General features: G+C 68.1%; 11 protein-coding genes and 2 pseudogenes. 5 read left to right on the plus strand and 8 right to left on the minus strand.

Going from position 1 to position 12202, the window contains the following annotated elements:
- The first annotated feature begins 61 nt into the window (after positions 1-61).
- The gene (locus ACFYW3_RS34670; protein ID WP_389388430.1) at positions 62-361 is read left to right on the plus strand and encodes a hypothetical protein; all 300 of its coding nucleotides are present in this window, start codon (positions 62-64) and stop codon (positions 359-361) included.
- 48 nt (positions 362-409) lie between these two features.
- Positions 410-793 carry a DUF4839 domain-containing protein gene (locus ACFYW3_RS34675; protein WP_389388431.1) on the plus strand — a complete coding sequence of 128 codons (384 nt, stop codon included), beginning with the start codon at positions 410-412 and terminating at the stop codon, positions 791-793.
- A 28-nt stretch (positions 794-821) separates the two neighbouring features.
- On the opposite strand, the gene ACFYW3_RS34680 is transcribed toward ACFYW3_RS34675, so the two are convergent.
- From ACFYW3_RS34680 to ACFYW3_RS34705, 6 genes and pseudogenes are all read right to left on the minus strand, one after another.
- Positions 822-1538, minus strand: a complete 717-nt coding sequence (locus ACFYW3_RS34680; RefSeq protein WP_389388432.1) for a DUF6192 family protein — start codon at positions 1536-1538, stop codon at positions 822-824.
- A pseudogene (locus ACFYW3_RS34685) lies at positions 1438-1996 on the minus strand (transposase); the annotation flags it as partial. The pseudogene ACFYW3_RS34685 and the gene ACFYW3_RS34680, both read right to left, overlap by 101 nt.
- 194 nt (positions 1997-2190) lie before the next feature.
- Positions 2191-2673: a hypothetical protein gene (locus ACFYW3_RS34690; RefSeq protein WP_351750321.1), complete on the minus strand. Its 483-nt coding sequence runs from the start codon at positions 2671-2673 to the stop codon at positions 2191-2193.
- Positions 2674-2717: 44 nt separating this feature from the next.
- A complete protein-coding gene (locus ACFYW3_RS34695; RefSeq protein ID WP_351750320.1) occupies positions 2718-4163 on the minus strand; it encodes a hypothetical protein in 1446 nt (481 codons plus the stop codon).
- A 14-nt stretch (positions 4164-4177) separates the two neighbouring features.
- The gene (locus ACFYW3_RS34700; protein ID WP_389388433.1) at positions 4178-4639 is read right to left on the minus strand and encodes a hypothetical protein; all 462 of its coding nucleotides are present in this window, start codon (positions 4637-4639) and stop codon (positions 4178-4180) included.
- 1810 nt (positions 4640-6449) lie between these two features.
- A complete protein-coding gene (locus tag ACFYW3_RS34705; protein WP_351750318.1) occupies positions 6450-6854 on the minus strand; it encodes a type II toxin-antitoxin system PemK/MazF family toxin in 405 nt (134 codons plus the stop codon).
- Positions 6855-7023: 169 nt separating this feature from the next.
- On the opposite strand from ACFYW3_RS34705, the pseudogene ACFYW3_RS34710 reads away from it, so the two are divergent.
- Positions 7024-7947 (plus strand): annotated as a pseudogene (locus tag ACFYW3_RS34710) (IS701 family transposase).
- 401 nt (positions 7948-8348) lie between these two features.
- Positions 8349-8513: a hypothetical protein gene (locus tag ACFYW3_RS34715; RefSeq protein ID WP_351750316.1), complete on the plus strand. Its 165-nt coding sequence runs from the start codon at positions 8349-8351 to the stop codon at positions 8511-8513.
- A gap of 361 nt (positions 8514-8874) precedes the next feature.
- Here the strand turns inward: ACFYW3_RS34715 and ACFYW3_RS34720 are convergent, their stop codons facing one another.
- Positions 8875-9972 (minus strand): MerR family DNA-binding transcriptional regulator, encoded by a 1098-nt coding sequence (locus ACFYW3_RS34720; protein ID WP_389388454.1) that lies wholly within the window; start codon positions 9970-9972, stop codon positions 8875-8877.
- 505 nt (positions 9973-10477) lie between these two features.
- A complete protein-coding gene (locus ACFYW3_RS34725; RefSeq protein ID WP_389388434.1) occupies positions 10478-11335 on the minus strand; it encodes an alpha/beta fold hydrolase in 858 nt (285 codons plus the stop codon).
- A gap of 62 nt (positions 11336-11397) precedes the next feature.
- Here ACFYW3_RS34725 and ACFYW3_RS34730 point away from each other — a divergent pair, with 62 nt between their 5' ends.
- Complete coding sequence (locus ACFYW3_RS34730) at positions 11398-11988, plus strand: TetR/AcrR family transcriptional regulator (RefSeq protein WP_389388435.1); 591 nt, start codon at positions 11398-11400, stop codon at positions 11986-11988.
- Positions 11989-12202 lie beyond the last annotated feature (214 nt).

Raw genomic sequence — 12202 nt, forward strand, 5'->3', positions numbered from 1 at the left:
GAGTCGCCTATGCTCGCGAGGCAGTTGGTCTGAACACTTCATTCAGGGGGCGCGGAGCCGCATGGCCGACGAGATCAAGTACGAGTACAAGACCGTGCAGACAGTTCGCGGCACCGACGGCTTGGTGATCTCGAAGATGCAGAAGGACGGTTGGGAGCTCGTCGAACAGGCCACTGGCATGCTGCGCTCCACCCTCGACTTCCGCCGGCCGAAGAAGCCCCTGCCGCGGCTCCTGATCGGCACCGCGGTCGGCGGCCTCGTGATCCTGGCCATCGTCATCGGCGTAGCCGCGGCACTCGAGGACGGAGGTGAGAAGAAGGACGAGTCGAACAAGCCGACGGCGGTCACTGCGAGCGCATAACCCTCCACCACGTCGACTCCGACCGCGCCCGGGTCGGCTGCCGCTGAGGTGATCACGCCTCAGAACAACCGGGAGTTCGCGGCGCTGCTGAAGACGCTGGATTCCTGCGACAGCGTGAACCCGGACTTCGCGACCAAGTACAAGGGCAAGACGGTCGCCTTCGACGGCTCGATCGTGCACATGGCGCCCCACGGTGACCACGACACCCGCTACGACTTCCTCCTGGGCCCGGGCGACCAGGGACCGAAGACGGGGGCCGGCCCGGCCTTCAAGTACGAGGACGTCAACGTCCTCGACCTGAAACTGACCGGCACGGAGATCCCCGCCACCGTCCGCGCGGGCGACAAGTTCCGCTTCGTAGCCGAGGTGGGCGAATTCAACGCGAAGCAGTGCCTCTTCTTCCTTGACCCGGTCTCGACGGAAATCCGGTAGTCAAGAGGGGCAGCCGCGTCATCACGGATCAGCGTGACCGGCTTGCGCGGCCGTAGCTGTCACAGCTCCGGAGTAGTGCGACCAACGCTGCTGCGGATATCGGGCATGCCGAGGTGGACGATGGACCGATGGACCGCACGGTCGCGCATGGCCTCCAGCTTCTGGGCGGCGGCCAGAGTCGTCTCGATCGCGGCGACTTCAGACCAGCAGGAGGCGCTCCGAATCCGTCTTGGACGGGGCGACCTGCAGCATCGGCACCACCTCGCCGGTGGTGGGTCCGCTCGACATGGCGGACCGCCGGCGCGACCGGGCTGGTGCCTTCGAAGTGCTCGCGGGCCTGACGGCCCCGCTCGACCTGTGCGTGACTGACCTCGTGCCGGGCCCGGTCGTCGGACATCGCTTTGAACGCGACGTCCGGCCGACGAAGGAGACCGGCGCTGACCTGCCCTGCCACCGCCGGCCGGCGCAGGAGCTCGGTGGTTACCGCCGCGGCCACCTGCTCGTCGCGGGCCAGGTCGTAAATTGCGCCGGCCTTCTCCTCCAGATGGGGCACTCCACCCGGTTGCGGACCCGGCGGCTCGGGTCGGGTGTAGGACTCGCCGGTGGCGAGGACGCGTCCAACGTCGTAGCGGGCGGCGGGCCACCGGTTCTTTGAGCCGAGCCGGCGGCCGGGGCCGCACCGGGACCGCCCTGCGCATGACCCGGTCCGAGCGCAGGCGACCCAGTACTTCGACCGGCAGATCACTCAGGAGGTGGGAGATGCGGGGCGCGTCGTAGCCGGCGTCGAGGACGACCAGGACGTTCGGCGCCCCTGCCTGCCACTGGCCGACTTCCACGAGGCGTTCGACGACGTCGCGGACCTGGCCGGCGGTGACCGTGGCCAAGTCGGCGCCGGGTTCCAGCCGGATCGCGTCCAGCAGCGCGGTCCATGAAGTGCGGTCCGTCTCCAGCGCGGCAACGATCGAGTAGGGCCGGCCGGGCCATCTGGTGCTTGCCCAGGCCGTGGCCGAAGGTGTGGCAGAAGGAGCGGTCCGAGCAGGTATCGTCATTCGGCCGAAGCCACGGGGAAACGTCCACGGCCAACACCAAGCCGTCGCTCGCCCGGGGCAACGGCACGCCCGCCAGCACGCGACGAAGCCGGCCGACGTCGATCCGGCCCCGGTCGAACAGAGCATCCGTCCGCGACGTCAGGCATGCGTACAGCGCAGTCCGGAACTCCGACACCCTCGACAACGCGTCTCGTTGAACGCTCTGCTCAACCAGTCCCACGATCCCGGCCTCCGCACTGCATCAACCCTGAGCACAGGATCGGGGCCCGGCCCCTCGCACGTCCCGTGAACTGGGGAAACTCCGAACAAGTTCGATCCCAGTTCGACGTCGGTGGATAAACGACAAGCTCAGTCGACGCCGCTGAGATAGACCCGGCTGGTTCGGTTGTCGACCTGCGCCACCGCGACCTTCAGCCAGTTGAGGTTGTCCTCGCACGGCGCACACACCTGACCTTCGCGGACCCTTGCCAGCAGATCCGGCTCCGGCAACCCCAGGTGCGAGAACGGCGTCGATGGGTTCGCGTTGCGGGCGAGTGGCTGTTCCCGCAGGCTGAGCGGTTCCTCCGGCTTCAGCTGTGCGACGAACTTGTCCACCTCGCCCGTGGGGAGGACGAACGCCATGATCAGGCCGTCGTCCTGCAGCCCCTCCAAGTGCGCCGCCTTCGCCTCGGTTGCCGCCGCAGGCAGCTGCACATGCAACGTCTTGGCGACCGACTCCACGGTGGCCCCGTCCACCCAGTGCGACACTTGCCTCGATGAGCGGTCCGCCGCCGGGGTGCCGTTCCCCGTCGCCCCCGAGCACCCGGCCACCAGCCCGGTGAGCATGGCCACCCCGCCGACCAGCGCCGGACGCCACCTGCTTCGTGGCTCCAAGCTCATCGGGCGTCCCCGTTCCGGCCAATGTCGGTACGTGTGCCGTCCCGTCCCGATTCCTTCGGATCGGGCCAGGCGCCGCCCGAATTCATGTCGTGCTGCAACACCGAACTGCTCCCCCTCATGTCGAATTCCCTGGCCTGTCCCGTCGTGTGCATTCGAGCCATATCGGCGTCGGTCACCGTGGTCGGACCGATGGGCGTGAACTTCCCGGGGTCCCAGTTGTACCGGTCCCACACATTGACCTGATAGTCGATGCTGACCTGCGGATTGCCGTCCGGGCCCGGCACCGCTGTCACGACACCCGTGGTGTTCGTCATGGCGCCGCCCACGGCCAGGTACCAGTTTGCTGTGCCGTCCGGGCCTCTGTCGTGGGTGTATCCCTCACCCGTGGTCTCCACGGGGATCGCAACGGGCTTGCCGCCCGACTGCGCGAAGGCGTCCAGAGCCTGGCGGCGCCATTCGTCCTCCTGCTTGGCGCGCGTCGCCGCCGACACGTCACGCAGGACCGTGTCATCCTCGTCGCCCAGCATCCTGTCGACATCGAGGTCGAGGGTCTTGCCGGTCCCGTTCAGATAGTGGTCCATGTGCCGGGCTGCATCCGTCTTCCCGATGAAGTCACCGCTGTTCGAGATCCCGTTGGCCTGGAACTCCTTCCAGTAGTCCCCGAAGCCGGGTGAATCGACGTCGTACGGTCCCGCCCCGTCGTCAGCGGCCACCCGCTTGACCGAAGGGGTCAACAGGCCGGCCGCCAGCAGGTCGTCCTTGTGCTGTGTCCACAGCTGCGCCCGGGCTTCGGGACTCAGGGACTGCCACAGCCGCCGCAGCTCCGCGCGCTGCTTGTCGTTGGCGTCTTCTCCCCGACCGGCGAGTTTCAGGGCGCGGGGCAGCATGTCCTGGTCGAGCGATGTGTACGAGGCGTGGCCGGCGTTGGTCGGATCACCGCCATGGCTCGCGCGCAGCGCCCGTACCGCAGCTGCGTCCACCTCGAGGGCGTGGCTCACGATCCCGGTCAGTGTGTCGGCGTACCACTGCATCATCTCGCGTTTTCTCTGCCCGGGCCCATCCACCTCGCAGATGAGGGCGTCCGCGATCACTACGGTTCCGTCCTTGCGCCCGGTGACGCTGAAGCCCTTCTCCTTGGCCTCGGCGGTCACACTCCTGGCCTGCTGCTGGATGCTCTTCAGCTCGGTGTGCGCGTCATCGAGGACACTGAAGATGCTCTGCGCCTCCGCGTGGAGGTCCGCGAACTCCTTCACCGTCTTGCCGACGAAGTCCCGGGTCACGCCCGCGTTGACGCCCTCCCAACGGGCCTTGTCAGCCTTCGCCTTCATACCGTCGCGGGCCTCGCCGCCGAGCCGCTGCATCTCCCCGGCCACGCGCTTCCAGTCGGCAACAGCCGTCCCGAGTTTGCCGAGGTCGACTTCCATGAGCTCGGTGTAGTTCATGATGTGTTTCTCCCCTACTTGAAGTACTCGGTGAGGCGGGAAACGGGCACGGCCGAGCCGTCCCGGTTCCGGAGAGACGCGGCGATCGCGGCGTCGTCCTCGGCGTGTGCCTTCTTCGAGTAGCCCAGGTGGTTCGATACGTGCGCACAGGCCTGAAGGACGCTCTTGACCTGCGAGGTCCATACGGACACCGTCGTCTGCAGTTCATCCCCGAGGCCGAAGCTGCTTCCCTTCAAGGCTGCTGCTGCCTGCATCGTGGAGCCGGCCCCCTCCTTGTCGGCGCCGGCGCCGGCGATGTCAGCCTCCTTGTGCAACTGGCTGTGCAGCATGAAGGCCTCATGGCCGACACCGCCGAGGTCGTCCTGGTTCACCACGAGGTCGTCCTGCCCGCCGCCCCCTGGGCCGCCCGGCAGGTGGTTGAGCCGCATCGACGGTTGCCGTTGGGCTTTCGCGCTGTCCCATTCATCCCATGCCATCACGCCATTGGATCACGACCCGCTGGCAGGCCGATAGACGGGCAGGGGAAGGGGGTTGGGACAAGTCCAAGGTCACCGTGCGGATGTGCCCCGACACCACCGCCTCGCGAAGACCAGCCCCCAGTACCAGCTCATCGCAGGCACTTCGCAGCGCCCCGCCCCGCCGAGCAGAGGCTCGACGGCCCGGAGTAGACCCTTCAATGCGGAGTTGGTGTCCGATGCCATCAAGAGGGGCCAGGTAGGAGCGCCTGAACGGCTTCAGGAAAGGGGGACTCGATGGAGTGCATCGGCGTTCGTTGCGCCGAAGGGCACGTCGTCACTACCTCTTTGACGTTGAACTGCCTTCGCGATTCCGATGGCGAGTCGGCCATGACGTGCGACACACTTTCCTGCACGGAGCCTCCAGGCAGGTTGCCCCACGTGACCTCGACATGCGGCTCTGACCTGGGACGATGTGGAGGGCTTCTCGTCCAACTCCCGATGACCGGCATCCCGCCGGGTTGTTGGCCAGTTCGGAGTGTCGCGGGGGTGGTCGCGGAAGGGGTACCGGTCGGTGCCCTGAATCCGTCACCCGTCCAGCGTAGGATTCGAGTTGCTCCCTGATGGCGTGCAGCCGTTGGGAGGTCGGGGGAACCGTCGCCCCGGCCCCCTCCTGCTGGACGACGGTCAGAGTGCGCCCCCCGTCGGTGAGACGCCCTTCCAGAGCGCGCGCTTGCCACAAACACCACCCCCCACGCAAGCATCAGAAGCCAACGGCGTGTCGCAGCACCCCTCCTGAGCGGCAACCAGAACCGCACTCACGGCCCGAGCTTGCGTTCATGCAGGTGAGACGCCTCCAGAGGATCCGTCCATGCGGAAAGGTGCCTGGCGTCTGCCTGCACCTGCAGCCTCCACGGCTCGGCTGTGCCCTACGCTCCGCTCCGGTGCTCGCTTCGTCGACGACGGTCAGCCGCAAGCCGCAAGCCGCAAGCCGCAAGCCGCAAGCCGCAAGCCGCAAGCCGCAGCAGAACGCGGGCCGATGCCGTCACCAAGCGGGGGCACAGCCGCTGAGGCCGTCTGTGGCGCGGGAGAGAGACGCCCGTGCCGTTCGAGGTAGTCGGCGAGTCGCGTCAGCGGCCCTGCCAGAGCAGTGAGCCCAGGAACGATCGCTGTGTCGGGAGCGGCGCTGGCCGGACGACGTACCGGCCTGAGGGCGCTTTCGTAGAGCGGGGGTTGATGCCCGTGGACGCTTCGGGCGAGCTCCGTGTAAGCGTGCGCGGGCCAATCGTCGCCGAGGCGGTCGTAGTCGTGATCGCTGAGGTAGTCGACCGCCGCTTCGGTGAGGAAGCTCTGTGGGAGGCGGAGCCCGACACTCAGACGCCGGGCGTCCATCGCGGCCTCCAGCAGCGCCCGGGGCACGGGCGTGCCGTTCTCGTACCGGCGCTGCAACTCGGGGGCCCCGGCGAGATCCTGGGCGAGGTGCCCGTGAGCCTTGGCTCGGCCCAGAGCGTCCTCCGGAAAGGCGTCGCCGCTCTTGGCGAGAGCCGCCGCGAAGGACAGGGCTTCCTTCCTCGTCGAAGGTGTCGGGAGCCGCGAGGAGGCACCCCGCGAGGATCTCGCGGACGCGACTGTGCGGGTCCGGCCGGCCGGGGATGGGCAGGGCCGCGTACCTGTCGGCGAACTCGTTCCACAAGGTGCCCAGGACCAGGACCAGGACCAGGACCGGACCGTGGCCGGGATCGGTGAGCAGGCTGTGCAGCGCCGCGGCGATCCGTCTCGATCATCTGGACGAGACCGACCACGCCGTCGCGGGCGTCCGTTCCCTTTCCGCCTACCCGAGCCCACCGAGACGCAGGGCGTTCCTTATCTCGCTGAGCTTCGCGGTCGTCGCCGGGGTCCACTCCTTCGCCTGCTCACCGAGACGGAGGGCGTTCTCAACCTCGCTGAGTTTCGCGGAGGACAGAACGCCCGCTCGCTCGATCAGGTCGTCCCGGGACACGGTGGTCAGCCACGTGCAAGGGGTAAAGCCCGGACGCGGCAACGCGAACCGCAGCACGCCTTCAAAGGGCAGTCCTTCCACGGCGCCTACTGCCACTTCGACGCCCAGACCGGTGATGTCGACACCCGCCCGAGCGACGACCTGCATCACCCGGATCCCGGACGCGTCGTCTCCCGACAGCAGCACGACCGGCCGCCGCTCGTCGAACTCCACCCACCAGACTTCGCCACGTTGCACATGTTCTCCTGACACAGGAACGGCGGGCGGACGCTGCGCGACCCCGACGCGCTGTGGAGACGGGTGCGGCCACCCGTTGATCATCGGTGTGTGAAGACAAACGATCACGCGGTGACCGCACGTCACAGCGTAGACCCTGCCCGCCGGCAGGCGGCGTTCGAGGAGCCGGATGAGCCGGAGAGCGGGACGGTTCACACGGGTCGAACCCCGTTTCCGGGTACGGAAGTTGGTGCTCGGACTGCTGTCGGACCTGCCGCGCAAGAACTGCTGGACCATCGCCGAATGGGCCGGGGAGAGGACCCCGGACGGCATGCAGCACCTGCTCGGTCGGGCCGAGCGGGACGCCGACCGGGTCCGCGACGATGTGTGTGACTACGTGCTGGACCACCTGCACGACGACCAGGCGGTACTGGTGGTCGACGAGACCGGGGACGTGAAGAAGGGCACCGACACGGTCGGCGTCCAGCGGTGGTACACCGGTACCGCGGGCAGGATCGAAAATGCCCAGGTCGCCGTCTACCTGGTCTACGCCGGCCGGCGCGGGCACGCGGCAGTGGACCGGGAGCTGTACGTCCCGCGTTCATGGACCTCCGGCCCTGACCGCTGCCGGGATGCCGGACTCGACCAGGACACCGCTTTCGCCACCAAGCCGGAACTGGCCACTCGTATGGGTGCCCGGTTCCTGGACGCCGGCCACCAGGCCGCATGGGTTGCCGGCGACGAGGTCTACGGCGGCAACCTCAAGCTGCGAACCGCACTGGAGGAACGCGGCACCGGATACCTCCTCGCGGTGGCCTGCACGCACGAAGTTGCCACCGAGGCGGGGAGGTTCCGGGCGGACACCTTGACGAAGAAGGTGCCCAAGCGGACCTGGCAGAAGCTCTCCGCAGGGGTCGGGGCCAAGGGCCACCGTCTCTACGACTGGGCAGCGTCGTAGGCGCAGACGAGCGCACCCGCCCCGCACCCGATGCCCTCATTCCGCTCACCTGCAACGAGATCCAGCGCCTGTTCATGACACTCGTTGTCCGATCCGACCACGATGCCCGCCCACCGGATCGGTTGGTCCGACTGGCGGCGCCGCCACCAGGCCTGATCGCGGGCCGGCCACTACCGTCGACAAGCCACTCGGGCATGAAATTCACGATCTACGGCTGGAGTGCCAAGCAAGACTTGGCGCTCGTCCTCGTCGACGGCCAGGTCCCAGGACAGCTTGGTGTCGACCAGGTCGCGGCGTACGTGCGCGCTGACCAAGCTGACCAACAGGCGTGCGCGCGCCCCGGAAAGCGCTGCGTGACGGTGTACGCCGGCCTGCCGTCCACCGAGCGTTGTCGGCAGCACGAGCCCGGCGTCCCGACGGCAGTCGGTCAGGCGCCGCACCGGGGCGGAGGCTCGGGTTGTCACCGTCAGAGCGGCTCCGGTGCAGGCCGTGGAGACGCCGCGAGGCATGGCAGTTGCTGTCGCGCAGCGAGGAACGCAACGGCAACTCCTACCGACTTGCACCCGCTCGCGGCGAGGTACGAAAGCCCCGAGATGATGGAGGCGGCGTTCCGCACGGCCCTCGTCCGCATCCAGGCCGGGGACCTCCCCAACCTGAAGCTGCCGACGTACCACCAGGCCCCGCCGGCCCCGACCGGCCGCCCGAAGCTCCAGGTCGCCTGACCTGGGCGGGAGCAGGACAAGACGAAGGGCCCTCCATCAAGACGAAGGGCCCTCCATCAAGATGGAGGGCCCTTCGCGCCTGAGTAACAGTAGGTGCCCCCAGTGCATCCGCAGCGGCCCGGGTCGGGGCAGTTGGATTGCGCCGAACCTGGCAGACGTGTCCCGTACGGGACCGGCGGGGGAGGGGCCCGTACGCCGTATCCGGGGCGGGGACGGGTGAGCGTGAGGCGAGTGCGGTGTGCCGAGGCGCAGGGGCGGTCCTGCCGGCATCCGTTGACCGGGCGGGACGAGCCGCGCCCGCAGCGGTTGATCCTCCACCCGAACTCATCACGGACCCACAAGACGCGCGGGCCGCGGCGACTCAGGCTCTGAGCAGGCGGAGGCCGAGGTCTGCCGTGTCGAGGTCTGCGAGGTCGCTGTTGCGCTCGGCCCACCGGCCGGAGTCGAGGTCGTCGCCGAGGCTTCGTACCGCCCGCTGCTCGGCCTCTGGCCCGACCCTCGTCCACACCGACATCGCACGCCGCACGTGATCCTCCAGATACGCCTCCGGTCGGCGCCAGTAAGCCTCGAACAGGCCGTCAGCGCAGTCCCACGGGATGGGCACCGGCTCGGCGCGGGCGTCGATGGCGTCGGCCATCCCGGCAAGCGAGGGAAATCCTGAGAGGACGGAGGTGAACTCGGGCAGGTAGTCGCGGGTAAGCCAGAACCGGTCCTGCCATCCGGGCTCGTCGGTGTCGAACGTCAGCACCACCACACGGCGGGCCACGCGCCGCATCTCGCGCAGCCCCGCTATCGGATCTCCCCAGTGGTGAACGGTGGAGACGGCCATCGCGACGTCGAAGGAGTGGTCCTCGAACGGCAGGCTCTCCGCGGCGGCGGCCACGCACGGCGCCGAGCCGGCAGGGCGCTGCCGCCGCATGACCGCCGATGGCTCCACCGCGGTCACGTCGCGATCAGCAGGCTCGTAGGAGCCGGTGCCGGCCCCGACGTTCAACACCGTCTGCGCGTCCCCGAGCGCGTCCAAGATCTGCGCGGCGATCCGCGGCTCGGTACGCCGTGTCGCGGTGTACGCGCCGCCGATCGCGTCGTACAGCCGTGCACCGAGCATCTTCAGTTGCTCCTCCGGTGTCACCTTCAGCCCCTTCGCCCGTGTCTCAAGTTCCCTGTCAATGGCCGCCACCATGGCGTCAGCGCGATCACGCCGCTCCAGTAGCAGGCCGCGCAGTCGGCGCAGGTGCGCCACCGCGTCGGTGGACGAGTCGCCGACCAGGTCCGCAACCTCCCGCAGACCGAAGCCCAGCCGTCGGTAGGCCAGCACTTCCCTGAGCCGCTCCATGTCACCCGACGAGTAGGCCCGGTACCCACCCGCGGTCCGCGCCGACGGACGCACGAGCCCGATCTCGTCATAGTGATGCAGCGTGCGGACGCTCACGTCGGCCAGCTTGGCCACGCGTCCCACGGTCCAGTGATCTTCCACGGCACCGACTATGCAGCCTGACGCCACGTGAGGGTCAAGAACCTCACGCGCGGCAGCAAGGGCAATGCGCAGCAGCGGTCCGAGGTGACCCCGCGCACCAGAGCGACGATCCGTCGGTCTCCGACCCCTAGCGGCTTCGCTCGGACCGGGCGGAGGCCACAGTCGTACGCCGCGCAACTGTCACAGACGACCGATTCCAGGACGGCGGACACACTGCCTGCTTCAGCCGCTGAAGCGCGGCGGCCTCGGTCTCTCCGGGGCAATGGACGGTCTGGTGGGGGCTGATGGGGGACGAGGCGTCCTGCTCGGTACGGTACCTCGTACGCGCGCCGGCGCTGACGGGTGATCCGATGCGTCACTTCACGCGGCGCCAAGCGGCACCGGGCCCGGCTGCGGTTTCGACATCGACATCGACATCGACATCGACATCGACATCGACATCGATGGGAGGGTGGTAGCGGCTGTCGCATCCGCCTGCCGCCCGCGCTCAGGAGACCCTTCGGACCGGTTCCGCTCCGGTTTGGGTCAGGAAGTCGGTGAGCACTTGGGCGAGTCGTTCTGGCTGGTCCTCGGGGATGAGGGTGGACGAGTCGGCGATCTCGACCAGCCGGCCCTGCGGGTACAGCTCGGCCAGCCGGGGGCCGTGCTCACGCGGCATCAAGCGGTCCTCGGTCGCCCAAACGACCAAAACCGGGCGGTCGAACTCACGCAGTCGATCGCTCCAGGCGAGCAGGGTCTCGCGTCCGGGTGCCCCGGTGGCGAATTTGGCGAAGTCCCTGCGGATGGCCCTGCTGTGGGTGGCGGGCGCGAACCAGTCGTCCATGATCTCGTCGGGGACTCCAGACAGGCTCATCCCGCCGTATCCGCCCCGGTTGTGGCGGAAGGCGGGAACGCGCATGAGCCGCGTCAGCAGCCAGACGCCGCCGGGAATCCTGCACACCTGTGCCATGGCCTTGGCCGGCCCCGGAGGAAAGTTGTCGAAGGCCTCGCAGGCCACCAGCACCAGGCGGGCGATGCGCCGGTCCTGCCCTTCCGACACCAGAAACTGTCCACCGCCCCAGTCATTGAGGACGAGGGTCACCCGGTCCAGACCGAGCCCCGCGATGAACTCGCCCAAGAGGAGGGCAACACCGCGCTGGGACAGATCGGCATCCGGGTTCATCGGCTGACGATGACCGCCCAGGGGCAGCGTGGGCAGGACGCAGCGGTATCCGTCCAACAACGGGACCACCTTGCGCCACTGAGTCTCGTTCATCGGTAAACCGTGGGCGAGGACCAGCACAGGCCCTTCACCGCCGGTGTCCTGGTAGTCGATCGGTCCGGACGACAACTCGATCCTCGGCATCCCAGCCCCTCACTTGATAGATCGTTCTACTGTAATCTTGGCGGAGAAAGGGGTGAGGGGCAATGGGAGAGTCGAACACGCGAGCAAGAATCCAGAGGGCCGCCACGGTGCTGTTCCGCCGACACGGCTACTCGGCCACCGGCCTGAAGCGGATCGCCATGGAGGCGGACGCGCCGTTCGGCTCGATCTACCATTTCTTCCCCGGCGGCAAGCAGCAACTGGCCGAGGACATGATCCGCACATCCGGAACCGAGTACGGCCGAATGGTCCTGGCCCTGCTGGACAGCGTGCCCGACCCGATGGAGTCTCTCGTGCGCGCGTTCGAAGCTGCTGCAGATGACCTTGCTGCGGCCGACTATGCCGACGCGTGCCCGATCGGGACGGTGGCCCTGGAGGTCGCGAACAGCAATGAGGTGTTGCGCATCGCGACGGCGGAGGTTTTCGAGGAGTGGGTCGGCACGGCGACGCAGTGGTTCGGCCGTTGGGTGACCGAGCCGAGGACGGCGCAGTCCCTCGCGTACTCGATGATCATGATGCTGGAGGGTGCTTTCATGCTCAGCCGGGCTGCCCGAGATCCAGAACCGCTGCGGGTGGCCGGCCGATCGATGGCCGCCTTGTTGCGCACAGCCATCACTCCGGCCGGCGAGGACTGATCCCGAACATCGAGAAAGACAGCCTGTGCGTGAGCGACGCAGGTTCACGGCCGGCTCCACGCACACACCGTTCGGCGACGACAAGCCTGCCGTGGTGACAACCATCCAGCTTCGGCTCGCGAATATGGTTTATAACAGCCCCGGAATTCTGCCGTGTCAGAACCGGAATGCCATGCACAGAACGTGTGTGAAATCCGCGCGCAGGCCGGCGGTC

Origin of the sequence: Streptomyces sp. NPDC002602 (assembly GCF_042889445.1) — a bacterium.
Classification (GTDB): Bacteria; Actinomycetota; Actinomycetes; order Streptomycetales; family Streptomycetaceae; genus Streptomyces.